The 26,075-nt window shown below is 60.4% G+C and carries 24 protein-coding genes; 6 read left to right on the top strand and 18 right to left on the bottom strand.

The features are described 5' to 3' along the window. Nucleotides 1-2 precede the first annotated feature (2 nt). The 6 genes from hfq to EQV90_RS01605 form a co-directional block, all read right to left on the bottom strand. Nucleotides 3-263, bottom strand: coding sequence for an RNA chaperone Hfq (hfq, locus tag EQV90_RS01630; RefSeq protein ID WP_003439025.1), 261 nt, complete (start codon nucleotides 261-263; stop codon nucleotides 3-5). A 90-nt stretch (nucleotides 264-353) separates the two neighbouring features. After that, nucleotides 354-1,334, bottom strand: a complete 981-nt coding sequence (gene miaA, locus EQV90_RS01625) for a tRNA (adenosine(37)-N6)-dimethylallyltransferase MiaA (protein ID WP_127195737.1) — start codon at nucleotides 1,332-1,334, stop codon at nucleotides 354-356. Beyond that, entirely contained in the window at nucleotides 1,334-3,232 is a 1,899-nt protein-coding gene (mutL, locus tag EQV90_RS01620) for a DNA mismatch repair endonuclease MutL (protein ID WP_010656253.1), read from the bottom strand. Before mutL ends, miaA begins: the two co-directional genes overlap by 1 nt. Nucleotides 3,233-3,243: 11 nt before the next feature. Next, the gene (locus EQV90_RS01615) at nucleotides 3,244-4,668 is read right to left on the bottom strand and encodes an N-acetylmuramoyl-L-alanine amidase (RefSeq protein WP_198285235.1); all 1,425 of its coding nucleotides are present in this window, start codon (nucleotides 4,666-4,668) and stop codon (nucleotides 3,244-3,246) included. Nucleotides 4,669-4,670: 2 nt separating this feature from the next. After that, entirely contained in the window at nucleotides 4,671-5,141 is a 471-nt protein-coding gene (gene tsaE / locus EQV90_RS01610; RefSeq protein WP_240877668.1) for a tRNA (adenosine(37)-N6)-threonylcarbamoyltransferase complex ATPase subunit type 1 TsaE, read from the bottom strand. Next, a complete protein-coding gene (locus EQV90_RS01605; protein WP_240877667.1) occupies nucleotides 5,129-5,989 on the bottom strand; it encodes an NAD(P)H-hydrate dehydratase in 861 nt (286 codons plus the stop codon). The genes tsaE and EQV90_RS01605 overlap by 13 nt, the downstream gene beginning before the upstream one ends. A 62-nt stretch (nucleotides 5,990-6,051) precedes the next feature. On the opposite strand from EQV90_RS01605, the gene queG reads away from it, so the two are divergent. Next, a complete protein-coding gene (queG, locus tag EQV90_RS01600) occupies nucleotides 6,052-7,119 on the top strand; it encodes a tRNA epoxyqueuosine(34) reductase QueG (protein ID WP_003439019.1) in 1,068 nt (355 codons plus the stop codon). A 23-nt stretch (nucleotides 7,120-7,142) separates the two neighbouring features. Here queG and EQV90_RS01595 read toward each other — a convergent pair whose 3' ends face one another. Then, nucleotides 7,143-7,754, bottom strand: coding sequence for a trimeric intracellular cation channel family protein (locus EQV90_RS01595; protein WP_003439018.1), 612 nt, complete (start codon nucleotides 7,752-7,754; stop codon nucleotides 7,143-7,145). An 88-nt stretch (nucleotides 7,755-7,842) separates the two neighbouring features. Next, nucleotides 7,843-8,385 carry an oligoribonuclease gene (gene orn / locus EQV90_RS01590; RefSeq protein ID WP_003439017.1) on the bottom strand — a complete coding sequence of 181 codons (543 nt, stop codon included), beginning with the start codon at nucleotides 8,383-8,385 and terminating at the stop codon, nucleotides 7,843-7,845. Between the two features lie 106 nt (nucleotides 8,386-8,491). Between orn and rsgA the strand changes: the two genes are divergently transcribed. Continuing rightward, nucleotides 8,492-9,523 (top strand): small ribosomal subunit biogenesis GTPase RsgA, encoded by a 1,032-nt coding sequence (gene rsgA, locus EQV90_RS01585; RefSeq protein WP_003439013.1) that lies wholly within the window; start codon nucleotides 8,492-8,494, stop codon nucleotides 9,521-9,523. Nucleotides 9,524-9,568: 45 nt separating this feature from the next. Here the strand turns inward: rsgA and motB are convergent, their stop codons facing one another. Together motB and motA are read right to left on the bottom strand one after the other, a co-directional pair. Then, nucleotides 9,569-10,564, bottom strand: coding sequence for a flagellar motor protein MotB (motB, locus tag EQV90_RS01580; RefSeq protein ID WP_003439010.1), 996 nt, complete (start codon nucleotides 10,562-10,564; stop codon nucleotides 9,569-9,571). Nucleotides 10,565-10,567: 3 nt separating this feature from the next. After that, a complete protein-coding gene (motA, locus tag EQV90_RS01575) occupies nucleotides 10,568-11,419 on the bottom strand; it encodes a flagellar motor stator protein MotA (protein WP_003438996.1) in 852 nt (283 codons plus the stop codon). Nucleotides 11,420-11,583: 164 nt separating this feature from the next. On the opposite strand from motA, the gene EQV90_RS01570 reads away from it, so the two are divergent. Genes EQV90_RS01570 through asd form a run of 3 tightly spaced genes read left to right on the top strand, consistent with a single transcriptional unit; the run spans nucleotide 11,584 to nucleotide 14,867 of the window. Then, complete coding sequence (locus EQV90_RS01570) at nucleotides 11,584-13,119, top strand: HDOD domain-containing protein (RefSeq protein ID WP_240877666.1); 1,536 nt, start codon at nucleotides 11,584-11,586, stop codon at nucleotides 13,117-13,119. Nucleotides 13,120-13,163: 44 nt separating this feature from the next. After that, nucleotides 13,164-13,991 (top strand): rhodanese-like domain-containing protein, encoded by an 828-nt coding sequence (locus EQV90_RS01565; protein WP_010656256.1) that lies wholly within the window; start codon nucleotides 13,164-13,166, stop codon nucleotides 13,989-13,991. A 9-nt stretch (nucleotides 13,992-14,000) separates the two neighbouring features. Beyond that, complete coding sequence (gene asd, locus EQV90_RS01560; protein ID WP_003438984.1) at nucleotides 14,001-14,867, top strand: archaetidylserine decarboxylase; 867 nt, start codon at nucleotides 14,001-14,003, stop codon at nucleotides 14,865-14,867. Between the two features lie 66 nt (nucleotides 14,868-14,933). Here the strand turns inward: asd and serB are convergent, their stop codons facing one another. Next, the gene (gene serB, locus EQV90_RS01555; RefSeq protein WP_003438982.1) at nucleotides 14,934-16,148 is read right to left on the bottom strand and encodes a phosphoserine phosphatase SerB; all 1,215 of its coding nucleotides are present in this window, start codon (nucleotides 16,146-16,148) and stop codon (nucleotides 14,934-14,936) included. 132 nt (nucleotides 16,149-16,280) lie between these two features. Here serB and EQV90_RS01550 point away from each other — a divergent pair, with 132 nt between their 5' ends. Then, nucleotides 16,281-17,819 carry an AhpA/YtjB family protein gene (locus tag EQV90_RS01550; RefSeq protein ID WP_003438981.1) on the top strand — a complete coding sequence of 513 codons (1,539 nt, stop codon included), beginning with the start codon at nucleotides 16,281-16,283 and terminating at the stop codon, nucleotides 17,817-17,819. 133 nt (nucleotides 17,820-17,952) lie between these two features. Here the strand turns inward: EQV90_RS01550 and EQV90_RS01545 are convergent, their stop codons facing one another. The 7 genes from EQV90_RS01545 to cpdA all read right to left on the bottom strand — a co-directional run bounded on the left by EQV90_RS01545 (nucleotide 17,953) and on the right by cpdA (nucleotide 26,063). After that, nucleotides 17,953-18,657, bottom strand: coding sequence for an ABC-type transport auxiliary lipoprotein family protein (locus tag EQV90_RS01545; protein WP_003438979.1), 705 nt, complete (start codon nucleotides 18,655-18,657; stop codon nucleotides 17,953-17,955). Between the two features lie 173 nt (nucleotides 18,658-18,830). Next, nucleotides 18,831-21,095, bottom strand: coding sequence for a DNA topoisomerase IV subunit A (gene parC, locus EQV90_RS01540; protein ID WP_003438977.1), 2,265 nt, complete (start codon nucleotides 21,093-21,095; stop codon nucleotides 18,831-18,833). A gap of 11 nt (nucleotides 21,096-21,106) precedes the next feature. Continuing rightward, complete coding sequence (locus EQV90_RS01535; protein ID WP_160626291.1) at nucleotides 21,107-21,628, bottom strand: TIGR02281 family clan AA aspartic protease; 522 nt, start codon at nucleotides 21,626-21,628, stop codon at nucleotides 21,107-21,109. Next, entirely contained in the window at nucleotides 21,625-22,590 is a 966-nt protein-coding gene (locus tag EQV90_RS01530; RefSeq protein ID WP_232286850.1) for an esterase-like activity of phytase family protein, read from the bottom strand. The genes EQV90_RS01535 and EQV90_RS01530 overlap by 4 nt, the downstream gene beginning before the upstream one ends. Nucleotides 22,591-22,604: 14 nt before the next feature. Next, nucleotides 22,605-24,509, bottom strand: a complete 1,905-nt coding sequence (gene parE / locus EQV90_RS01525) for a DNA topoisomerase IV subunit B (protein ID WP_010656257.1) — start codon at nucleotides 24,507-24,509, stop codon at nucleotides 22,605-22,607. 52 nt (nucleotides 24,510-24,561) lie between these two features. Then, on the bottom strand, nucleotides 24,562-25,170 hold the full coding sequence (locus EQV90_RS01520; RefSeq protein WP_160626293.1) for a YqiA/YcfP family alpha/beta fold hydrolase: 609 nt from the start codon (nucleotides 25,168-25,170) through the stop codon (nucleotides 24,562-24,564). A 77-nt stretch (nucleotides 25,171-25,247) separates the two neighbouring features. Further along, a complete protein-coding gene (cpdA, locus tag EQV90_RS01515; protein ID WP_240877665.1) occupies nucleotides 25,248-26,063 on the bottom strand; it encodes a 3',5'-cyclic-AMP phosphodiesterase in 816 nt (271 codons plus the stop codon). Nucleotides 26,064-26,075 lie beyond the last annotated feature (12 nt).

The raw sequence follows: 26,075 nt of genomic DNA, 5'->3' as shown, positions 1-26,075 counted from the left end.
TATCAGGCGTTACCTGGTTCAGCGTCTGCCAGTTCCGATTCAGCTGCGCTTGGCAGACGAATAGGACGTACTGGTACGACTGTCGAGATAGCGTGTTTGTAAACCATTTGGCTCACGGTGTTTTTCAGCAGAATCACAAACTGGTCGAAAGACTCGATAGTCCCCTGCAGCTTGATCCCGTTGACCAGGTAGATGGAAACGCCAACCTTCTCTTTACGCAAAGTATTCAAGTAAGGGTCTTGTAGCGAATGCCCTTTTGACATATGCCGCACTCCTGTAAGGATAAAAAATAGAAACAAAAATTAGATGGCTGATGACGCCATACCCATAGGATAGACGGCATTTCCTGAGACTCAGCTCAATATGGAGACCGATTCCAGGTATTTCAAGGCTCGTGGCAGATTGTCGCAGTCCAGGCTGTCCAGCCAATGCAGATCATTCCAGCTGCGCAACCAGGTGAACTGACGCTTGGCCAACTGGCGCGTGGCAATAACGCCGCGCTCCTGCATCTCGGCTGCTGTCAGCTTGCCGTCCAGGTAATCCCAGACTTGGCGATAGCCCACTGCACGTATAGACGGCAACCCTGCATGCAGGTCACTTCTATTACGCAGGGCTAGGACCTCATCAATGAATCCCTGTTCCAGCATTTGCCCGAATCTTTGTGCAATTCGTTCATGCAGCACCTGACGATTCGCCGGAGCAATGCCCAGGTTCGCGACAGTATAGGGCAATTGACTGCAGCCAGAAGCCGCTGCTTGACTAGATTGTTCAGATTGTTTTTGCCGGTGGGCGGTCATGCTCAGGCCGCTGACCCGATAAACCTCTAATGCACGGGTCAGACGCTGCGGATCGTTGGGGTGAATACGTGCCGCCGACTCCGGGTCGATGGCTGCCAACTGATCGTGCAACGCTTGCCAGCCAAGGCGCTGAGCTTCGTCTTCGAGCTGCGCACGCACTTGCGGATCTGCCGCCGGCATGTCGGCCAGGCCTTCGCTCAGCGCTTTGTAATAGAGCATGGTGCCGCCCACCAGCAGCGGAATATTGCCCCGTGCGGTGATCTCTGCCATGGCCTTGAGCGCATCACGACGGAAATCGGCAGCCGAGTAGCTTTCAGCCGGGTCGAGAATATCGATCAACTGGTGCGGGTGTGCGGCCAGAATCTCTTTCGAGGGTTTGGCCGTGCCGATATCCATGCCGCGATAGACCAGCGCCGAGTCGACACTGACCAGCTCGCACGGCAGTACCTTGCTCAGCTCGATGGCCAGATCGGTTTTGCCTGCAGCGGTCGGCCCCATCAAAAAGATGGCCGGTGGTAAAGCGTTGGAACCTGTCATCAGCGACCGCGCAAAAAGAGTTTGTCCAAGTCGTCCAGGCCCATTTGGGTCCAGGTCGGACGACCATGATTGCACTGACCGCTGCGCTCGGTATTTTCCATGTCGCGCAGCAGGCCGTTCATTTCCGGCAGGGCCAGGCGCCGGTTGGCGCGGATCGCGCCGTGACAGGCCATGGTGCCTAGCAATTCATTGAGGTGTGCCTGAATCCGGTCACTGGTGCCGTACTCCATCAAGTCGGCCAGTACATCGTGCACCAGGCGCTGCGCCTCGGCCTGCTTGAGCAGGGCCGGGATCTGGCGGATGGCCAGAGTTTCCGGCCCCAGACGTTGCAGCTCGAAGCCCAGACGCTGAAACCACTCGCCATGTTCTTCGGCACAATCGGCTTCACGCTGGCTGACGGCAATCGACTCCGGCACCAGCAGCGGCTGACCGCTCAGCCCTTCACTGGCCATGGCGATTTTCAGGCGCTCATACATGATCCGCTCGTGGGCCGCATGCATGTCCACCAGCACCAGGCCGTGAGCGTTTTCCGCGAGGATATAGATACCCTTGAGCTGAGCCAGCGCATAACCCAGAGGAGGAATATCGCCCTGCCCTTCAGGCATCGGCGCGGCCCCCGCTTCAGGCAATGGCGCGAAAAACTCCCGGTAGGCATTGCGGGCCTCGGCTGCCGGAACAGACGGCGTGGCAGAGGGTGGTCGATAGAACGACTGATAGCCCGCCCCGGCGCCGGAGCCCGGCACATGCGGTGCAGGCGCAGCCTGAGGCTGCTCAAGCAAATGCGCCGCCAGACGCATTTCGCCTTGCGGACCAAACTCACCGGCGTCGATCCCGGTAGGTCGCTCGGCGCCAGGCACCGGTGCAGGAGCCGCCAGTTGATCCTCGGGGCGCACATCGCCCAGGGCGCGGTGCAAGGTGCCATACAAGAAGTCATGCACCATGCGCCCGTCCCGGAAACGGACTTCGTGTTTGGTCGGGTGCACGTTAACGTCAACCACGGACGGGTCGACCTCAAAAAACAGCACGAAGGTCGGGTGCCGGCCGTTGAACAGTACGTCGCGATAAGCCTGACGCACCGCGTGCGCCACCAGTTTGTCGCGCACCGCACGGCCGTTGACATAGAAGTACTGCAAGTCGGCCTGGCTGCGCGAAAAGGTCGGCAAGCCAACCCAGCCCCACAAATGCAGGCCATTGCGCTCGATCTCGATCGGTAGTGCCTGCTCCAGAAATGCAGCGCCGCACACTGCCGCCACACGCCGGGCGCGAGCGGTGTCGTCGTGGGCTTCATGCAAATTAAGGATGGTTTTACCGTTGTGCCGCAGATTGAACGCCACATCAAAACGCGCCAGCGCCAAACGCTTGATCACTTCTTGCAGGTGATCAAATTCGGTTTTTTCGGTCTTGAGAAACTTGCGCCGCGCAGGGGTGTTGAAAAACAGGTCCCGCACTTCAACCGAAGTACCGACCGGATGCGCGGCCGGCTGGACCCGGGGCGCCATGTCGCGGCCTTCGGTTTCTACCTGCCAGGCCTGATCGGCGCCACGGGTACGCGATGTCAGGGTCAGGCGGGCCACCGAACTGATGGATGCCAGCGCCTCACCGCGGAACCCCAGGCTCATCACCCGCTCAAGGTCTTCCAGGTCGCGGATTTTACTGGTGGCGTGCCGCGCCAGGGCCAGCGGCAAGTCGTCACTGGAGATCCCGCTGCCATCGTCACGCACCCGCAACAGCTTGATGCCGGCCTGCTCCACGTCCACATCGATACGCTTGGCGCCCGAGTCGAGACTGTTTTCCAGCAACTCCTTGATCACCGACGCCGGGCGCTCAACAACCTCGCCTGCGGCAATCTGGTTAGCCAGACGCGGACTGAGCAGCTCGATACGCGCACTGCTGTTCAATACCCCGTCACTCATTGCTTGGATACCAGTTCGGTGGCGGGGATATTCAGGCTCTGGCCTATTTTTAACTCGTCGGTTTTCAAGTTGTTGCTGGAACGCAATGTCGCAACACCCACTTGATAACGCACGGCAATCATCGCCAGGGTTTCGCCAGGGCGAACCGTGTGTTCACGGGCTCCCTGGGCGATCTTCCCGGTATCCCGCAGCCAGGCAATGTAAGAACCCGGTGGCGGGTTTTGCTGGAAGAACTGACGCACACCGCTGCTGATAGAGCGCGCCAGCGCTTGCTGATGGCTGGCCGAAGACAGTTTATTGGCTTCATTGGCGTTGGAAATAAACCCGGTTTCTACGAGGATCGATGGAATATCCGGCGATTTGAGCACCATAAATCCGGCCTGCTCTACACGCTGCTTGTGCAGCGGCGTCACCCGGCCGATGTTGCTCAAGACTTTTTGCCCCACGTTCAGGCTGGAAGTCAGTGATGCCGTCATCGACAAATCAAGCAACACCCCCGCCAGCATCCGGTCCTTGTCATCGAGACTCACGCTGCCTGCACCGCCAATCAAGTCAGAACGGTTTTCACTGTCTGCCAGCCAACGCGCGGTTTCGGACGTTGCGCCGCGTTCAGACAACGCAAACACCGATGCACCAAAGGCCGCCCTGGAAGGCGCCGCGTCGGCGTGGATCGAGACAAACAGGTCGGCGCCCTTCTTGCGGGCAATTTCGGTGCGTCCCCGTAGCGGGATGAAATAGTCGCCGCTGCGGGTGAGCTCGGCCCTGAAGCCCTTCATGCCGTTGATCTGGCGCTGCAACTCTTTGGCGATCGCCAGCACCACGTGTTTTTCGCGCTGTCCGCCGGCACCCGAAGCACCCGGATCCTCGCCACCGTGGCCGGGGTCGATCATCACGATCACGTCACGTTTGCCAGTGGGCACAGGCGCCAGCTTGATCTCGGGCTGGGTCGGCGTCACCGGTACCACTGGCAGCTTGGCCACATTGGTCGGCGGCAAGCTCGGGGCAATATCAGCGCCCTGATCATAAAGATCGACCACCAGACGGTTGCCGTATTGCGCGTTCGGCGCCAGTACGAAGCTCTTCGGGGTGACGGCTTTTTTCAGATCGATCACCACCCGCAAATCGGTGGGCGTGCGTTGCGCCGAGCGCATGCTGGTGATCGGCGTATTGGCAGTGGCCACGTTCAAACTTCCGCCGAGGGTCGCGCCATTGATATCGATCACCAGGCGATCTGGCGCTGTCAGCGTAAATACGCTGTGTTGCACCGGGCCCGTGAGGTCAAACACCAGCCGTGTGTTGTCCGGAGCACGCCATAAACGAACGCTTTTTACCTGAGTCGCAGCCACGGCATTCACCGCCATGACACTGAGCAACAGACCAACGACACTCACTAACGCGCGAAAGCGCATACCAGACCCCATCATTATTTGTTTTCCGGTGCCAAGGCGGCACACCAAGACTCGCCACGTGAACCTTGGGGCGTCAGCTTCAGCAAACGCCCGGTGTTATGCGGACTAATGGTAATGGTCAGGTCAGGCTTTGGCAAAAAGCCTGCACCTTTATCGGGCCACTCGATCAAGCATAGGGCGTCTTCGTCGAAGTAATCGCGAATCCCCATATATTCCAGCTCTTCAGGGTCGACCAGGCGATACAGGTCAAAGTGAAAGGCGCGTATATCGCCAATCTCGTAAGGCTCCACCAGAGTAAAGGTCGGACTTTTAACCGAACCGGTGTGCCCAAGGCCACGAATCAGGCCGCGGGACAGAGTGGTTTTGCCCATCCCCAGGTCGCCGTCGAGAAAGATCAGGCCGTGGCCCACGGTGACGCTCGCCAGGCGTGCGCCAAACGCGGTCATGGCCTCTTCATCGGCCAATTGCAGTGTTATTTCGTGCACGGTGCGTGTTCCTCCAACAACTGACGAATGGCTGGAATCAAATCACTGGCCGCCAGCCCACGGCCCAATATTCCTTGTTGTTCACCGGCGCGGGCATGCAGCCACACCGCCAGACACGCCGCCTCATATGCAGTCATGCCTTGAGCCAGCAAAGCACCGATCACGCCTGCCAGCACATCACCCAGGCCTGCTGTCGCCATGGCCGGGTGGCCGTGATCGCACACGGCCAGTTCATCATTCAGGCCTGCGATCAAGGTGCCTGCACCTTTGAGAACGCACACTACTGAGTATTTTTTAACCAGCGCCCGGACTGCAGCAGGCCGGTCGGCCTGCACCTGCGCAGTACTGAGCCCCAGCAAACGCGCTGCCTCGCCGGGGTGCGGAGTAATAACCGAGCCTGACGCCAGTTTAAAGTCTGCGTTGGACAACAGATTCAGCGCATCGGCATCCCACACTTGAGGCATTTTTGCCTGGGCCGCCGCCGATAACAGACTGCGCCCCCATGGTGCCAGCCCCAACCCCGGCCCCACCACCAAAACCGAGGCCCGGGCCAGCACCCCCATCAACTGATTGACCGATGACACGCCCAGGGTCATGACCTCGGGCAAGCGCACCAGAGCGGCGGCCACATGCTCGGGCCGGGTAGCCAGCGACACCAGCCCCGCGCCGCAGCGCAACGCAGCCTGTGCGCCAAGCGTAATGGAGCCGCCAAAACCGCGGTCTCCGCCAATCAGCAGTACATGCCCGAACAGGCCTTTATGGGCGTCCATAGCCCGTGCAGGCAGGCGCGACAGGCTATCGGCAACAAGGGCTTGCGGTCTGGCAATCAGGCGTTTGGTCTGTGGCATGGGTATCGGACTCCGATGTCTGGCAGAATTATACGCATCTCAGCCCCGGTTTCTCTTGCCTCATGCCTGCTATTACTGTCGACCTCCCCGCTCTCGCTCAATCCATCAAGGAATGGGGCCGCGAGCTGGGCTTTCAACAAGTCGCCATTGCCGGCCTCGACCTGGGAGAACACGAGCAACATCTGGAACGCTGGCTGGCCGCCGGGTATCACGGCGACATGGAATACATGGGCGCCCACGGCAGCAAACGCTCTCATCCTGAAGAACTGGTGCCCGGCACCTTGCGCGTGGTGTCGCTGCGCATGGACTACCTGCCCGGCGATACCCACATGGCGCAATTGCTGGCCCAGCCCGAAAAAGCCTACATCTCGCGCTACGCACTGGGCCGCGACTACCACAAACTGATCCGCAAACGCGTGCAGCAACTGGCTGACCGGATCCAGGCGGACATTGGCCCGTTCGGCTTCCGCGCCTTTGTCGACAGCGCCCCGGTGCTGGAAAAAGCCATCGCGCAAAAGGCCGGCCTGGGCTGGATCGGCAAAAACACCCTGGTGCTCAACCGCAAGGCTGGCAGCTACTTCTTCTTGAGCGAGCTGTTTGTCGACCTGCCCCTGCCCGTGGATGCGCCCCACGAGACCGAGCACTGCGGACGCTGCACCGCATGCCTGGACATCTGCCCGACCAACGCCTTCATCGGACCTTATGTGCTGGATGCCCGGCGCTGTATTTCCTACCTGACCATCGAACTGAAAACCGCGATCCCCGAAGACTTGCGCCCGCTGATCGGTAACCGGGTGTTCGGATGTGACGACTGCCAGATCGTCTGCCCTTGGAACCGCTTTGCCCGCACCACGGCTGAAGGCGACTTCAAACCCCGGCACAACCTCGACAATGCCGAGCTGGCCGAACTGTTCATGTGGGACGAAGACAAGTTCCTCAGCAGCACCGAAGGCTCGCCGTTACGCCGGGCCGGCTACGAGCGCTGGCTGCGCAACCTGGCGGTTGGACTGGGTAATGCACCATCGAGCATTCCGGTGCTGGAAGCGCTCAAGGCCAGGCTTGAGTACCCGTCCGAACTGGTACAGGAGCATGTGACGTGGGCGCTGGCCCAGCACGCACAGCGCGCCTGACCAGAGCCTGCAGCAACACTGACTCAGTGCTCGTCGTTGTACACGAACTTGGGCATTTCCCAGTTGAAGCGAATCGCCAGCAAGCGCAGCAACAGCCCACCGAACAAGGTGACGAAAATCGCCTGATCGTTGGGCATCTGCAGATAGGTACAGAGCAAGAAACACCATGCCGCCGCAAACGACACGCTGGCATACAGCTCACGGCGGAAGATCAACGGAATATCGTTACAGAAAATATCCCGCAGGATCCCGCCGAACACCCCGGTAATCACACCGCTCACCGAAGCGACCAGCATGCCCTGGCCCATTTCCAGCGCAGTCATGCAGCCAATCAGGGTGAACGCCACCAGCCCCAGCGCGTCGAGCACCAAAAACAATGAGCGCAAATGACGCATCAACGGCGCGATAAAAATCGTCACCAGCGCAGCAAAGGTGGTGAGCACCAGGTATTCCGGATGCTTGACCCAGGTTAACGGGTAATGTCCCAGTAGCACGTCGCGTACCGACCCGCCGCCCAGGGCGGTGACGCAGGCAATCAGCACCACCCCGAACCAGTCCATGCCGCGGCGGCCGGCAGACAGCGCGCCGGTCATGGCCTCGGCAGTAATGGCAACTAAATAGAGCATCAGCAACATGGCAGCGATCCTTGCAATAAGGCGCGCAGTCTACTCATTTGCTTCAAGCACCAATAGAGGGCAGCAAACACCCCCTGCAGTAGCGGGCTTAGAACTTGATGAAGTGCTTGCGGTAGTGCTGCAGCTCGGCAATCGACTCGCGAATGTCGTCCAGTGCCAGGTGCGTGCCTTTTTTCACCAGGCTGTCGCGCACTTCCGGAGCCCAGCGGGCAACCAGCTCTTTAAGGGTCGAGACGTCGAGATTGCGGTAGTGGAAGTAGCTTTCGAGGGTTTTCATATGGGTGTACAAAAAGCGCCGGTCCTGACAGATGCTGTTGCCACAGATCGGTGATTTGCCTTTAGGCACCCACTGTTCCAGAAAGGCGATGGTCTGCGCTTCGGCCTGGGCCATGGTGGTGGTACTGTCCTTGACCCGCTGGGTCAGGCCGCTGCCACCGTGGGTGCGAGTGTTCCATTCGTCCATGCGCGCCAGCACTGCATCGCTGTGATGGATCGCGATAACCGGACCTTCAGCCAGGGTGTTGAGATTGCTGTCGGTAACAATGGTGGCCATTTCAATAATGACGTCGTTATCAGGATCCAGACCGGTCATTTCCAGGTCGATCCAGATCAGGTTCTGCGCGTTGTTCATAAATGGCTCCTGGGCTTAGTCGCGCAGTTTAGCTTAGGCATGCAGCCCACGTGCTAAACTCGCCAGCGTTTTACCCTCCTTATCGTTTTATCAACACGGAACACCCATGGCCAAACGCCAGCTCAATCGTCGCCAAAACTGGCGCATCGAAAAGATCCAGGGCGAGCGCGCTGCACGCGCCGCAAAACGTGAATCCAGTGCCGTCGAAGCGCTTGAAGGCGGCGACCTTGGCGCCGAACAACTCGGCCTGGTGATCGCGCACTTTGGTGTGCAGGTCGAAGTCGAAGCCCAGGAAGGCGAGCTGAAAGGCCAGATGTTCCGTTGCCACTTGCGCGCCAACCTGCCCGCACTGGTCACCGGTGACACAGTCGTATGGCGTGCAGGCAACCAGGGCATCGGCGTTATCGTCGCCCAACTGCCGCGCAAAACCGAACTGTGCCGCCCTGACAGCCGTGGCCAGCTCAAGCCGGTGGCTGCCAACGTCGACATGATCGTCATCGTGTTCGCCCCGATGCCCGAGCCACACGCCAACCTGATCGACCGCTACCTGGTAGCCGCCGAGCACGCCGGCATTCGTCCGCTGTTGCTGCTCAACAAAGCCGACCTGATCGACGATCAAAATGCTCCGGCACTGAATGCCTTGCTGGCGGTGTATCGCCAGCTGGGCTACCCGGTACTGGAAGTATCGGCCCATCACGGCGACGGCATGCAGCAGTTGCAAGCGCAACTGGACGGCCATATCAGCGTGTTTGTGGGTCAGTCGGGCGTGGGCAAGTCGTCCTTGGTCAACAGCCTGCTGCCTGAGGTCAACCTGCGGGTCGGGCCATTGTCCGAAGTGTCGGGCCAGGGTACGCACACCACCACCACCGCGCGCCTGTTCCACTTTCCCGGCGGCGGCGATCTGATCGACTCCCCGGGCATTCGCGAATTCGGTCTGGGCCACGTGAGCCGGGCTGATGTTGAAGCGGGCTTTATCGAGTTCAACGACCTGATCGGCCGCTGCCGCTTCCGCGACTGCAAGCACGACCGCGAGCCGGGCTGTGCATTGCTGATGGCACTGGAAGATGGCCGCGTACAGCAGCAACGCATGAACAGCTATCGCTCGATCATTGCCAGCCTGCCCGAGTCAAGCTACTAACCCCGCCAACCCTGCAGGCGCGAGCTGCAAGCACGCTCCTGCAGGTCAGGGTCTGGCTGGATCCGGCACTTTATCGTCGAAGAGGTTGAGCTTCTGGCGCGGCTCATGGGCCGGCATCGGCTGCTGATCCGCTGGCAAGGCCGTCGGATCTATCGGCGCCTTGGGCAGCTCTTGTGCCTTGACCGGCTCAATGCCCTGCTCACCCTCAATCGCTTGTTGCGCCTTCCTGGTCAGGACCACGATGTCGATACGGCGGTTGACCGGATTGGTCGGGTTGGCCTTGTCAAACAGCACCGATGAGGCATAGCCCACTACCCGCGCCACCTGGTTCTGCGGGTAGCTACCGACCACAAGTGCGCGCCGGGCCGCATTGGCACGGTTGGACGACAACTCCCAATTGCCGAAATCACCACTGCCGGCATAAGGCGTGGCGTCCGTATGACCGCTGATACTGATCTTGTTGGGCACTGCTTTGATGGTGTCAGCCAGGGCCAGCAAGATATCTTCGAAGTACGGCTTGAGCCGCGCACTGCCGACATCGAACATCGGCCTGTTTTCGGCATCCATGATCTGGATCCGCAGACCGTCCGGGGTGATTTCAAACAGCAGCTGGTCCTTGAACTTGCGCAATTGCGGGTTTTCTTCGACCTTGTTCTGCAACTCCTGAAGCAGCAGCTCAAGACGCTCTTTCTCTATTTGCTCCGCCACGCTTTCAGCCTGATCGGAATCGACCTCAACCTTGTCGGGCTGGGGCTGCATCTGTTCTTCGGGGTTGAGTGTTTTGTCCGGCGCCAGCGCTGGGGTGCCGCCCAGGTCGATGGTGTAGGGCGTGCCGCTGTCACTGAACCCGATCGGGTCCTTGAAGTAGCCGCCGATGGCGATTTTTTGTTCCGGCGTGGCGGCTGTCATCAGCCACATCACCAGAAAGAACGCCATCATTGCCGTAGCGAAGTCCGCGAAGGCAATTTTCCAGGCGCCGCCGTGATGACCCGAAGCGTAGCGCTTGACGCGCTTGATGATGATCGGCTGATTGTTTTCCATAAATCAGCGACCGCGAACCACTTGTTCCAGCTCGGCAAAGCTCGGCCGGTGTTTGGGATACAACACTTTGCGCCCGAACTCGACCGCCAGCGACGGCGGCATGCCGGAGGCCGATGCCACCAGTGAGGCCTTGATCGACTCGTAAATGTTGAGCTCCTCTTTGGCATCGTGCGCCAGCGCTGTGGCCAGCGGGCCAAAGAAACCATAGGCCGCCAGAATACCGAAGAATGTGCCCACCAACGCCGCACCTACGTGCTGGCCAATGGCGGCCTGATCACCCTCCCCCAAGGAAGCCATGGTCACCACGATCCCCAGAACCGCCGCCACGATACCGAAACCCGGCATACCGTCGGCAATCCCGTTGACGGCGTGGGAGGGATGCTCCAGCTCTTCCTTGAGGTTGAACAACTCCATGTCGAACAGCCCTTCAAGCTCGTGGGGCGCCATGTTGCCCGACGACATGATGCGCAGGTAATCACAGACAAAGGCTGTCATGCGCTCGTCTTTGAGCACGGTGGGGTACTTGGCGAAGATAGGACTGGCCGCCGCATCCTCAATATCGGCCTCAATGGCCATCATGCCTTCGCGACGGCTTTTATTGAGAATCTCGTAAATCAGGCCCAGCACTTCCAGATAAAAAGTGTGGGTAAAACGCGAGCCGAACATACCCAGTGATTTTTTGATCACGTGCATGGTCATGTAACCGGGATTGGCCTGCAGGAATGCACCGAACGCCGCCCCGCCAATAATCAGGACCTCGAACGGCTGAATCAGCGCCCCGATCTTGCCGTGGGAAAGCACGTACCCGCCGAGTACGCTCGCGAATACAACGATGATGCCGATAATTTTAGCCATAGATATAAAAGTACTTATTGAGTCGGGTTCAAGGTCATATTCAAGCGCGGTGAAACTCTACTTCTCCTTATCGGCAAATCTGCGCCAGACTATAGCCGGTAAAGGCGAAAAGCCGTTCAGCCCTTTTGGCGCGAGTAACAAATTGATGATGACCAGCTCCCATCATGACCAGTGAAACCACCAGCCCGACCTCAACACCTGCAACCCTGGATGCCTGGGTCGAGCGGCTCAACGCCGCCCGCTTGCCAATCCCGCAGCATAGCCATGGGCTGGTGTGCAAAGCCCTCAACGACAATCGCCGCTCATTGCGCGAGATTGCCGAGCTGATACAAGACAGCCCGGCACTGGCCCTGACCCTGATTCGCGAAGCCAACCAGCACCTGCAAAGCAGCCTGAGCGAACCGGCCGAGAGCCTGGAAGTGGCCATCAACCGACTGGGCCTGCAACGTACCCAGAGATTGCTTGAGCACATGAACACTCTGAGCCAGGAAGAAATCCCCCCGGGGTTCCGGCAAATCCAGCTCATCAGCCAGCACGCGGCGCAACAGGCCGTCGGCCTGTTCGGCAATCGTCTGGCGCGGCTGTGGCCAGAAATCTACTGGGGCAGCCTGCTGTTTCTCTCACCCTTGTGGGCTTTGGCGCTGACCCATCCAGAACTGCTCGAAGAATGGGAACAGCGGGTCATCCACAAAGGCGAGCGCGCCAGTGACGTCGAGCAAGAGCTGTTCGGTGTACGGCTGTTCGATATCTGCCGGGCGCTGGCGCAATTGTGGCGCCTGCCGGCATGGGTGCTACAGGGTTATACGATCATCATTGAAGAGCAGCGCACCCTGGTCAGCGTGCTGCACATCGCACGCAACAACCATGACGGGTTACGCCAGCAACAACGACTGGACGCCGATCCGGCACTGCGGCGCTGGCTCAATCACCCCGCCAATAGCGTGCTGCTGGCCAATGCTCTGGCGCTGTCGGCGCAATCGGGCTGGGATACCCCGCACAATGTGCGCTGGCAGTTGCTCACCGCGCTGTACCTGCAGACAACCCTGGATGAAGTGCAGCAGCTGGTTCACCAAAACGCCGCAAGCAGCGCCCGCTATCACTCGGTGCCCGACCTCTGGCACCCGGCCCAAGCGCTGCTATGGCCGTGGGACAGCCGCCGCAGCAGTCCCGGCCAGCCTGCCGCGCCACCCTCTGCCGAGGCGCTGGCCACATGGCGCAAGCTGTGCGGGCAATTGCTGGCAGAGCCGAGCACCTTCGCCAACGCAATGCACCTGACCACCTGCGCTCGCGATGCCCTGCTGGCATGCGGCATGCGCCGGGTGATGCTGCTGATGGCCGACAAGAGCGCAACCACACTGCGAGTTTTCCAGATATCCGGACTGCCGAAAGCAGCCTTCGACATGAGCTTTACCGTCAGTGAAAGCACCGCCTTGCAACGTTTGATGACGCAACCGGCGCAAGTTCGCCTGACGCCGGAAAACAACGCGACAATTTCTGCGGTCATGCCCGCCAACCTGCGCCAGCTGTTCCCCGGCGAGCATCTGCTGCTACGCTCGCTGGGCAACAGTGGCCGCGTCGTGATGCTGATACTGGCGGACCAGGGTGGCGGCCCGTTTTCCGAGACCAGCGTGCAAGCATTTGGCAAAACCGCGCAATGCATCGAGAAGGCCCTGAATAGCTTTAGCACGCGCGGGCGCTAGCCCTTGCGCTACAATCCCTCCTTTTTTCGCTCTGGAGACCTCACATGCCTGACTTCTCTGGTTTGCCGTTGGTCATTGAGCCCGGCGACCTGCTCGCACGGCTCGATAACCCCGAACTGATTGTGGTCGACCTGACCAGCGTCGCACGCTACGAGTCCGGGCATATTCCGGGCGCCCGTTTCGTCGACCCCAAACGCACCCAACTGGGCCAGCCCCCGGCACCCGGTCTACTGCCGGGCCAGGCTTCTCTGGAGGCGCTGTTCGGCGAACTGGGGCACAACCCCGACGCGGTCTACGTGGTGTATGACGACGAAGGCGGCGGTTGGGCCGGCCGTTTTATCTGGTTGCTCGACGTGATCGGACACAAGGCTTACCACTATCTGGATGGCGGCATTCACGCCTGGGTCGCGGAAGGTTGCCCGGTGTCGAGCGCTGTGCCGCCTGCAGTCGGCGGCCCGTTGCCGCTGACGTTGCACGACGCCCCCACTGCCACCCGCGAGTACCTGCAAAGCCGCCTGGGCGCGGCTGACCTGGCAATTTGGGATGCGCGCAGCCCCGCCGAATACGCCGGTGAAAAAGTGCTGGCGGCCAAAGGCGGGCACATCCCGGGCGCGAAAAACTTCGAATGGACCGCCGGCATGGATAAAAGCCGCAGCCTGCGCATTCGTACCGACATGGCGCAGATCCTCAAGGACCTGGGCATCACCCCGGACAAAGAAGTGATTACCCACTGCCAGACCCACCACCGCTCTGGCTTTACCTATCTCGTCGCCAAATCGCTCGGTTATCCGCGCGTCAAAGGCTACGCCGGCTCCTGGGGCGAATGGGGCAACCACCCCGACACCCCCGTCGAGCTGCCTGTCAAAAACTAAGGACCTGCAATGAAAAAGCGTCTGTTTCTCCTGAGCCAGTACCTGTTGCCGCATCACCTGCTGTCGCGCCTGGCCGGCTGCATTGCCGAGTGCCGCGTGCGCTGGTTCAAGAATGCGTTCACCACCTGGTTCGCCAAGCGTTATCAAGTGGACATGTCCCAGGCCCTGGTTGAAGACGTTACTGCTTACGAGCACTTCAACGCCTTCTTCACCCGCGCCCTGAAAGACGGTGCCCGCCCGCTGGATCAAACGCCGGGCGCAGTGCTGAGCCCGGCCGATGGTGCAGTCAGCCAGCTCGGCCCCATCGAGCACGGCCGGGTGTTCCAGGCCAAAGGTCATAGCTACAGCGTGCTGGAACTGGTCGGCGGTGATGCTGCGGTTGCGGCTCAATTCATGGGCGGCGAGTTTGCCACCATTTACCTGTCGCCCAAGGACTACCACCGTGTGCACATGCCACTGGCCGGTACTCTGCGCGAAATGATCTACGTTCCGGGCCGCCTGTTTTCGGTTAACCAGACCACGGCCGAAAACGTGCCGGAGCTGTTTGCCCGCAACGAGCGCGCGGTGTGTATTTTTGATACCGAGCGCGGCCCGATGGCCGTGGTATTGGTGGGTGCCATGATCGTGGCATCGATTGAAACCGTGTTTGCCGGTCTGGTGACGCCGCCTAAACGCGAGCTGAAAACTTTCCGCTACGACGAAGCTGCCCGTGCGCCGATCCATCTGGAGAAAGGTGCCGAACTGGGGCGCTTCAAGCTGGGTTCTACTGCGATCGTGCTGTTCGGGCCAGAACAGATCAAATGGGCTGAAAGCCTGACGGCGGGTTCGCCGGTGATGATGGGGCAGGCCATTGGTGGCCCGGCCAACGCCGAATAACACTGAGCCCCGACCTTGCTCGCGATCTTGAAAGCTCGCGAGCAAGGGCGCTGCTGCAGGGTCTGGCTAGCCCTGGCTGTTACGGTCGCGCTGACCCAGCAGGTACAGCACGGCATCCAGACCCAGGGTCGAAATGGCATGTCTGGCTGACTGTTTAACCAGCGGCTTGGCACGGAATGCGACACCCAGCCCGGCAATTGCCAGCATTGGCAAGTCGTTGGCGCCATCACCGACCGCAATGGTCTGCTCCAGTACCAACCCTTCCTTTATTGTCAGCTCTCGCAGCAAATCGGCTTTGCGCTGTGCATCGACAATCGGCTCAACCGCCACCCCGGTGACTTTTCCATCCACTACTTGCAGCTCGTTGGCGAACACGTAGTCGATACCCAGCTTTTCCTGCAATTGCTTGGCGAAGTAGGTAAAGCCGCCGGACAGAATGGCGGTTTTGTAGCCCAGGCGCTTGAGCTCTGCGAACAGCACTTCGGTGCCCTCGGTCAACCGCAGCGAGGCGCCGATGGAGTCCAGCACGCTGACGTCCAAACCTTTAAGCAGCGCCATGCGCTCCTTGAAACTGGCCTTGAAATCCAGCTCACCGGCCATGGCCCGCTCGGTAATGGCCGATACCTGCTCGCCCACACCCGCAGCCTTTGCCAGCTCGTCGATGACTTCGGCCTGGATCAGGGTCGAGTCCATATCAAATACGGCAAGGCGGCGATGGCGACGGAACAGGGTGTCCTCCTGCAAGGCAATGTCGACATTGAGTTCTTGCGCCAGGTTAAAGAATGCTTCACGCAACGCCTGGAGGTCGGTCGGCTCACCGCAGACGCGCAACTCGATGCAGCTCTTGCTCAACTGCGTCGGCGCATCCAGCGGCACACGACCGGACAGACGATCCGTCTGCTCGATGTTCAGCCCGTGCTGGCTGATTACCGATGTCACCTGTTGCAGTTCATGGGCCGTGACCTGGCGGCTCATCAATGTCACCACATGACGCTGGCGGCTCTGCTCGTTGACCCAGCGCTGGTAGTGCTCCTCGGAGATCGGGTCGAAGCGCAGTTGCAGGCCTTCTTTGGCGATCAGGGGCTGCAGGTCTTTAAGTACCGCCGACACCTGCTCCGCTTGCGGAATTTCAACCAGAAAACCCAACGACAAAACGCCATGAATGACGGCCTGACCGATGTCGAGAATGTTCACCCCATTGCTGGCCAGTACGCCGGTAATGGCCGCAGTGAGACCCGGACGGTCCTCACCCGTGATGTTTATCAGGACGATTTCGCGCAAGGCACACCCCCATTCACTAAAAAAACCGCATTCTACCTACTTTCAGTGACCATCGGGCATCGCCAAGGCTTTGCCGCCTCGAGGCCGCTCGTTATACTGCGCTCCAACTTAACGGACTAAGAGCCGCGCTCAGTGAACCGGCCATTGCCTGTCAAAAACGATAATTTCTTCCTGCTGATCTTCCGGGCCTTGCGCGATCGTCGCGTTCCGATTGCTCTGCGTATCGCCACCCACAACGTGATTCTGGTCGCGCTGGCGCTGGTCATATATGCCGTGGTGATGGGCCTGCAATTCAAACAGGCCATGCACGAACAAGCCGATGCACTGGGTCAGAGCCTGACCACCCAAACAGCCACCTCGGCCACCGAGTTGCTGGTGTCCAACGACATTCTCAGCCTCAACGTGCTGCTCAATAACCTGACCAAAAACCCCCTGGTTGCGCACGCCGCTATTTATAGCGTCGATAACCGCATCCTCGCCGAAGCCGGGCAACGTCCAAAAAACAGCCTGCTGGGCGAAACCGAGGGCGTGTACCAGACCAAAATCACCTTTCAGGATGTAACGGCCGGGCATCTGCGCATTAGCCTGGACATGAACCAGTTCGAGCAGCCGATGACCATCAGCCTGCAGAGCATGGGCATCTTGAGTGCAATTCTGCTCGCACTGGCGCTGGCTTTGAGCCTGCGTCTGGGCCGCCATATCACCACCCCCCTGTTGCAGCTGCGGGTCTGGCTGCGCGAACCGGACCCTTACACCCCGGCAACTACCCGCCAGGATGAAATCGGTGATCTGGCGCGCCAGCTTCACAGCCGACTGGCCCCCCCGGCTCCAGAGCCGGAACCAGAGCCTGAACCGGAAGACGACTACGACGACAGCGATTACGAAGCCGCCGAAGACAACGAGCCGACCTTCGAAGTACGCAACCTGAGCGATCCGGCTTTCGATGAAGCACCGGCTGCGCCTGCCCCTAAAGCGGCACCCCGGCAAGTGATCAGCACCGAAGAAGACGAGGGTGAAGAAGACCCGTTCGCGGACCTGCGCGATACCGGCACAACCGCGGTTGCTCCCAAAGCCGTGGCCAAAGCCGTGCCGACCTCACCGCAACCGAGCGCGGTACTGGCAGTCCAGCTGGGGGCGCAAGAACAACTGCGGCGCCTGCCCCGTGCCCGCCTGATGGAATTGCTTGAACGCTATCGCGACTGCCTGAACCAGGCGGCGTCGCTGTACCAGAGCGAGCTGCACACGTTGAACGATGGCAGCACCCTGATGCTGTTCCATAGCGAAGACAGCGGCGACGACTACCTGACCAACGCCATCTGCTGTGGCGAATTGCTGCGGGCCCTGGGCCACGCTCTGCAGATCGAAGTTGCCGACAGCGGCATCACCCTGCAATTGCAGCTGGGTCTGGTGCTGGGCGAAGGGCTGAACGGCCTGAGCCAGATTGATCTGCTGCTGACCGAAACCGCCCAGGACGCCCTGGCATTGTCGCAACACAGCCGCAACCTGCTGCTAGTGGAGCGCAAAATCAGCGATGACCCGCTGATTCGTCAACGCGCCCGCATCCGCCCTATCGCCAGCCCCGAAGGCGCCTGCTGCGTTGAGCGGCTGATGGAGCCCTACCCGTCCATGCTCGAACGCCAGCTGGCCCGGATGCATGAGAACCGCGGCTAAAGGCCATACCCTGCAGGAGCGAGCCGGGCGCTGAAACAGCTCGCTAGCAAGCCGGCTCCTGCAAAGGCCGGGCAATAAAAAACGCCGCTTTCCCAGTGCTGGGCAAGCGGCGTTTTTTATTGTGTGAACTGACTCAGAAGCGGAACACTTCCATGTCCGTGCGTATCGGTGAAGCCATCGGAATTCTCGGCTTCTCCGTTTGCTTGGGGGCCGGCCTGGCTTCGGGCTTGCGCAACTCAACCAGCGGCGGCTGGTTGGCCAGCGGTTCCAGGGCCGCCGCCAATTGTTTGCTCAACTGTTGCAACAACTCGCCCTGAGCCTTGACCTGAGCGGCCGTGCTGCCGTCGTGCTGCTGTTCCAGATGAACCATGCGGTTGTCCCGTACCTGGCCGCGCCGGTCGATCAAGCGCCATTGCGCGTCGAGAATTGCCGGCTGGCTCTCTCCGGAATCCAGGCGGGTGATCGACAGCAGCACTTGCACGTCCGGACTGAAGCCCGAAGGGGCCGGTGCCAGCACTACTCGCTGACTGTCCAGACGCCAGGCCACCTGACGCAGCAGCAACTGATCGATGTCTGACGATAGGCTGCCGGCCCAACGACCATCGGTGGCCGCACTCAGGCTGCCATCCGGCTGACGTTGCAGCAACGTTTCGCGTTGCAGGTAATCGGCCACAGTCACCGGGCCAAGTACCACAGCCATGCCCGCACTTTGCTTGGGCTGGCCGGGGGTGCCACTGTCCAGTTGGTACAAAGCCGCTGGCTGGTGCGTGCTGCACCCCGCCAGGCCGAGCACACCGGTCAGTAGCGCAATTAAAGGAAGACGTAGAACGTTCATCATTCCATCCAGGTGGCCGCCGTTTGGCGCGCCGCAGTGTGATTCTGAAGATTTCCAGGAAAAATCATACGCGCTATGTCGTAAGAGGCGCATATCATCCGCGAATATACGGCGTGACTCCAGCGCCGTTGCGCCGATCTACGCGATAAATCGCAGATCGGACGCACTAAACGGGCTTAATTGGGCACTTCTACCAGCAAAGCATCCACACGCTGGAAGCCTCGCGGCAATTTGTTCCCGCGCCGACCCCGTTCGCCTTTGTAATGTTCCAGGTCATCGGCCTTGAGTGACAGGGTGCGTTTGCCGGCCTGCAGCACCAATGTGGCGTTGTCCGGCAGCACAGCGATGTCCGTCACGTACTCTTCGCGATTGGCCACGCGATCACCGGGAATGCCGATAATCTTGTTGCCCTTGCCTTTACCCAGTTGCGGCAGGTCGCTGACTTTGAATATCAGCAGCCGGCCTTCGGTGGTAACGGCCGCCAGCCAATTGTGCTCGCGATCCGCCACAGGTCGCGGCAGCATCACTTGCGCGCCTTTGGGCAGGCTGAGCAACGCCTTGCCGGCCTTGTTCTTGGCCTGCAGGTCTTCACCCTTGACCACAAACCCGTAACCGGCATCGGAGGCAATCACGTACAGCGAGTCGTCTTCGGGCAACAACACGCACTCGAAAGTCGCACCCGGTGGCGGCGTGAGGCGGCCGGTCAACGGCTCGCCCTGGCCACGTGCCGACGGCAACGTGTGGGCGGGCACCGAGTAACTGCGCCCGGTGGAGTCAATAAATACCGCGAACTGGTTGGAGCGTCCGGCAGCAGCGGTTTTATAGCCGTCCCCTGCTTTATAGGACAGCCCGGTCGCATCCAGGTCGTGACCTTTACCGCAACGTACCCAGCCTTTTTCGGACAGAACCACCGTGACCGCTTCAGTGGGCACCAGTTCGTTTTCCGACAAGGCTTTGGCTTCAGCGCGGGACACAATCGGCGAGCGACGGTCATCGCCATAGGTTTCGGCGTCAGCCAGCAATTCGCTGCGTACCAGTTTTTTCAGCTTGGCTTCGCTGCCGAGCAAGGTTTGCAGCTTGGCCTGCTCTTTGCGCAACGCATCTTGCTCGGTGCGCAGCTTCATCTCTTCGAGGCGGGCCAATTGGCGCAGGCGCGTGTCGAGGATGTAGTCGGCCTGGGTTTCGCTCAGGGCAAAGCGCGCAATCAGCTCGGCCTTGGGATGTTCCTCGGTACGAATGATATGAATCACTTCGTCGAGGTTCAGATAAGCAGTGAGCAAACCGTCCAACAGGTGCAGACGGCGCTCGACTTTATCAAGGCGGAACTGCAAGCGGCGGCGCACCGTGTGAACCCGGAACTCCAGCCACTCCACCAGCAGGGCCCGCAGATTTTTCAGCTGCGGCTTGCCGTCCAGGCCGATGATGTTGATGTTGACGCGAAAAGTGGACTCAAGATCGGTCACAGCAAACAGATGCTGCATCAATTCGTCGAGATCGACCTTGTTGTTGCGCGGAATGATCACGATGCGGCACGGGTTTTCGTGGTCCGATTCGTCGCGCAAGTCAGTAACCATCGCCAGCTTGGTCGGCTTGGCCTGCATCAGCGCAGCGATCTGCTCCAGCACCTTGGCGCCCGATACCTGGTGCGGCAATGCCGTGACCACGATGTCGCCATCTTCGATGTGGTACACCGCCCGCATGCGCACCGAACCACGACCGGTCTGGTAGATCTTCAGCAGATCGGCACGGGGGGTGATGATTTCGGCTTCGGTCGGGTAGTCCGGGCCCTGAATGTGTTCGCACAGTTGCTCTATCGTGGCCTTGGGCTCGTCGAGCAGCCGCACACAGGCGGTCGCGACTTCACGCAGGTTGTGCGGCGGCACGTCAGTGGCCATGCCCACGGCAATGCCGGTGGTGCCATTGAGCAGGATGTTCGGCAAACGGGCCGGTAACACCGCAGGTTCGTCGAGGGTGCCGTCAAAGTTCGGGACCCAGTCCGCCGTGCCCTGGCCCAGTTCGCTGAGCAGCACTTCGGAGTAACGCGACAGGCGGGCTTCGGTGTAACGCATGGCGGCGAATGACTTGGGATCATCCGGCGCACCCCAGTTACCTTGCCCGTCGACCAGGGTGTAGCGATAGCTGAATGGCTGCGCCATCAGCACCATGGCTTCGTAGCACGCCGAATCACCGTGGGGGTGAAACTTGCCGAGTACGTCACCGACGGTACGCGCCGATTTCTTGTGCTTGGAATCTGCGTCCAGCCCCAACTCGCTCATGGCGTAGATAATGCGCCGCTGTACAGGCTTGAGGCCGTCGCCGATATGCGGCAGGGCCCGGTCCATGATTACGTACATGGAGTAGTTGAGGTAGGCCTGTTCGGTGAAGTCGGCCAGTGACCGGCGTTCTACGCCGTCCAGGCTGAGATCAAGGGAATCGCTCATGCGGACCTCATTCAGTTCGTTGTCTGGCGCAGCAGCATGGTGCCGCCGCGCTGGGTAAATTCAAGTTTTTTCAGCGCACTCATGCCCAATAGCACTTGTTCGCCTTCAAGCCCGGGAGCCGCCACCGCGCGTACGTCGCGCAGCACAATGGCGCCCAGTTGCAGGCGGTCGATGCGGGTCTGATAGCCCTGGGTACGGCCATTGGCGGTATTCAGGGTCACGGCCATGCCCCTGGGCAATGCCAACTGCCTGGCCAGCTCCAGCGGGACCGCGACATCGGTGGCCCCGGTATCCAGTAAAAATTCCACCGGCACGTTGTTGATACGGCCGCTGGCGACGAAGTGGCCCTGGGAATTGGCGAGCAGTTTGACTTCGATGTAGCCCGCGCCCTGCAGCGAGGCGACCTCAGTATTGGGGTTTTCCTGACGCTGTTCCCAGCGCCCGAAAAATTGCGTCGCCAGATACAGCCCCGCGCACCAGGCCACAATCATGAAGACCCGGCCCACACCCTTGCCCGGCGGTTGCTGGCTCATGATGCGGCACTCCAGCCACCTTGCGGTGCCGCGAAGCGCCAGACCACGGGACGCTTCTCGCCATCGGCGCGCACGTGATTGCCGTTGTCCACACCGATCCAGGCGCCTTCGGCATCCACACTCAGGGCCTCGGCATTGCCATAGGCGCTGTTGTAACGCCGGGGAGCGATCAACCCATCATCGGCAAATGACCAGCAGCGCTCAACGTCGCCCGTGCCCGGGGTGCGACGACAAATGCGATAGGCCATGCGTTCGAGGGTGAACAGCTTGCCCTCGAACAGCGCCAGGTCGGCGAAGTCCTTTTGTTGTGCCTTGACCTTGAGTTGAGGTGGGGCCGACTCGAGGCCACCCTCACTCATCAACACGCAACCGCCTTCGCAGTCCCACACGCTCTGTTTTTTGCCGATGGTCAGCAAACCGCGGCGCTCGCGCTCGGCCGCCAGCCAGATCTGGTTGCCCTGCGGGTTGACGGCGATACCTTCAAACAGCGCATTGAAATGCAGCAGCATGCCGCTGGCGCGCGCCTGACGGACCAGTGACGGATCGATTTTCAACCATGCCGGCGCGCCCGTCTGCGGAATTTGCAGCACCGCGGCGTGGGTCTCGCTGACCACGAAGCGGTTGCCCGCCTCGTCGCAACTGATGCCTTCGAAATCCAGTTCACCACCACGCAACGGGCTGACAGCCTTGCTCATCATGCGCACGCCCCACGGCAAGCCGCTTTCAGGGGGCGGGGGGACATCAATATGCAGTGCCTCGGCGTGCCATTCGGGAGAGTGCTGATCCAGGCGGTAAATCTGATCATCATCGCGATCAGACACCGCCCACAGCTCACCCAGACACAGCGCCAGCCCGGACAGGTTGGCGCCGCGCATGCCTTCTACGGGATGCTCGGACTGCAGCACCAGCTCCGGCCAGGTATCGGCCATTACCGGTGCTGCAGTCACACAAAGCAACGCCATCAAGGCACTGCGCATCAGGCCAGCACCTGCGCCAGGTTGCCTTTGGATTCGAGCCAGGACTTGCGGTCACCGGCGCGTTTTTTCGCCAGCAGCATGTCCATCATTTCCGACGTGGCGGCGTAATCTTCAAGCGTCAGCTGCACCAGACGCCGGGTGTTCGGGTCCATGGTGGTTTCACGCAGCTGCGGCGGGTTCATTTCACCCAGACCTTTGAATCGCGTGACCTGCGGTTTGCCACGCTTCTTCTCGGCCACCAGACGGTCGATGATGCCATCACGCTCGGCTTCGTCCAGGGCGTAGAAAATCTCTTTGCCCAGGTCGATCCGGTACAGCGGCGGCATGGCCACATACACGTGACCGGCATCCACCAGCGGGCGGAAGTGCTGCACGAACAATGCACAGAGCAAGGTGGCAATGTGCAGACCGTCCGAGTCGGCGTCGGCGAGGATGCAGATCTTGCCGTAGCGCAGCTGGCTGATGTCGGCCGCGCCCGGATCAACCCCGATGGCTACCGCGATGTTGTGCACTTCCTGGCTGGCCAGCACTTCGCTGCCGTCGACTTCCCAGGTGTTAAGGATCTTGCCGCGCAACGGCAGGATGGCCTGGAACTCTTTGTCCCGGGCCTGCTTGGCTGAACCGCCGGCGGAGTCACCCTCCACCAGAAACAGCTCGGAGCGCATCGGGTCCTGCCCGGCACAGTCCGCAAGCTTGCCCGGCAGGGCCGGCCCCTGGGTGATGCGTTTGCGCTCGACCTTTTTACTGGCCTTGAGCCTGCGCCCGGCGTTGTTGATTGCCAGTTCTGCCAGCTGCATGCCCAACTCGGGGTTGGCATTGAGCCACAGACTGAAGGAGTCCTTGATCACACCCGAGACGAAAGCGGCCGCCTCACGGGACGACAGACGCTCTTTGGTCTGGCCCGAGAATTGCGGTTCCTGCATTTTCATCGACAGCACGAACGCAATGCGTTCCCACACATCTTCGGGGGCCAGCTTGACGCCACGGGGCAGCAGGCTGCGGAATTCACAGAACTCGCGCATGGCATCGAGCAAGCCCTGGCGCAGTCCGTTGACGTGGGTCCCGCCCTGGGCCGTCGGGATCAGGTTGACGTAGCTTTCCTGAACACTGTCGCCGCCTTCGGGCAGCCACAACAGCGCCCAGTCGATGGCTTCTTTATTGCCCGCCAGGCTGCCACAGAACGGCTCGTCAGGCAGGCGCTCGAATTCGCTGACCGCATCCACCAGATAGGAGCGCAGGCCGTCTTCGTAGTGCCACTCGATCTTTTCGCCGGTGCCCTTGTCCTCGAAACTGACCAGCAGCCCCGGGCACAATACGGCCTTGGCCTTGAGCACGTGCTTGAGACGGCTGACCGAAAACTTGGGTGAATCGAAGTATTTAGGGTCCGGCGCAAAGAACACGCTGGTACCGGTATTGCGCTTGCCGACAGTGCCGACAACTTCCAGGTCGGTGGCTTTGTAGCCATCGGCAAAGGTCATCTGGTACTCGTTGCCGTCACGCTTGACCTTGACCCGCACCAGGGTCGACAGCGCGTTGACCACCGAAATCCCCACGCCGTGCAGGCCGCCGGAGAACTGGTAGTTCTTGTTGGAAAACTTGCCGCCGGCATGGAGCTTGGTGAGGATCAGCTCGACCCCTGACACCCCTTCTTCGGGGTGAATGTCCACCGGCATGCCGCGCCCGTCATCACTGACTTCAAGCGAGTGATCGGCGTGCAGAATGACCTGCACCGATTTGGCGTGACCGGCCAGGGCTTCGTCGACACTGTTATCGATGACTTCCTGGGCCAGGTGGTTGGGCCGGCTGGTATCGGTGTACATGCCGGGACGTTTGCGCACCGGGTCGAGGCCCGAGAGGACTTCGATGGCGTCGGCGTTATAAGAGCTAGCGCTGGGAGTGGCCATAGGGTCTCGTCGTTAGTCGTAAATGAAAAATAAGGGCCATTCGACGGGCGCCTTAAAGGGCCGCAAAATCGATGGTTTGATACTGTTGGGCGCCAATCCCGGCAAAATTCAGCAGCGCGGGCAGTTGCTGCGCGAACCCCTGGTAACTGTGATCGCCACCGGCCTCAATCCGCAAGACACACGCCTTGTAGTACTTTTCAGCATTACGGTAGTCCAGGGTTTCATCGCCTGTTTGCAGCCACACCTGATACCGCTGCGGGTCCTGGGGTGCCGCCACTTCAAGCTCGGCCAGGGCCTGCACATGATCCAGGGTCAGCTCCCAGGTTTCGCCACTGTAAAGATTGGTTTGGGTGCCCAGATAACCGTCGAACATCCGATGCGGGCTGACGGCCGGGTTGACCAGTAGTGCCTTGAGGCCATGCTGTTCGGCCAACCAGGTCGCATAGTAGCCGCCGAGTGAGCTGCCGACCAGCAACGGACGGTCCATCTCGCTGATTGCCGCGGTCAACTGCGCCATCGCTTCACGGGGGTGATGATGCAAGGCCGGCACCCGGAGCTGATCGCCAAGGCCCATGCCTTGCATTACCGAGATCAACTGCGTGGCCTTTTTGGACTCAGGGGCACTGTTGAAGCCATGGATATACAAGATGGAACCGGACATGCAATCACTCCCGAGTACAGATAAGGCTGAACACAACATCAATAAAGACGCGCAGTTTAGCCTGACTCAGGGGCAACTCAGTAATTGTTGGCGCTGTAATCGGGTTCAAAGACGAAGTCAGTGACGCGTGACACCCCGGTTTGCAAAGTGCCATCAGGCTGCAGGCGCAACCAGCGATAACCCGGCGCCTCACTGCTGACCTTGAAATCCGCGCTGCCGGGGGCGAACTGGATGCAGGTCGAGGGTGAGGCCAGCAACCTGACGCCGTTGCGCTGCTGATCGAACGCCTGATGCACGTGCCCCCAAAGTACGCCACGGACCTGTGGATAACGATCGACGACCTTCCAGAACTCACCGGCGTTGCACAGCCCGATCGGTTCAATCCATTCACAGCCCACCGGCACCGGATGGTGGTGCAGGCAGATCAGATGATGACGGTCCGGCGCTTCGCTCAAGGATTGCGCCAGCAACTGCAGCTGACTGTCTTGCAGATAACCCTGGCTCTTTTGCTCCACGTTCGAATGCAGCAATGTGATGCGCCAATTGCCCAGATCAACCACCGGGTCCAGCAAACGGCTTTGCACGGCCGCTTCGCGCATATGGGGCAGATTGTCATGATTGCCGGGAATCCAGCACGCTTTGGCGCACAGCGACCCGGTCAATTGCCGAAAACGCTGGTAAGCCGCAATGCTGCCGTCCTGGGCCAGATCACCGGTGCCCAACAGTAAATCGACCTGCGGCTGTTCGCCGCGAACCAGATCGATGACCTGCTGCAGGCTGTCTGCGGTCCTGAGCCCCAGCAGTGAACCCTCGGCATCGGCAAACAAATGGCTGTCGGTCAACTGCACCAGCAGCACCGGGTCTTCGGTGGTCAGCGTGGATACACTCGGCAAGGTGAATCTCCC

It is taken from the genome of Pseudomonas sp. TMW22089, assembly GCF_022496645.1.
GTDB classification, from domain to species: domain Bacteria; phylum Pseudomonadota; class Gammaproteobacteria; order Pseudomonadales; family Pseudomonadaceae; genus Aquipseudomonas; species Aquipseudomonas paraversuta.
Note: the sequence above shows the minus strand (reverse complement) of the source record. Positions and strands in the feature narration are given on the sequence as shown.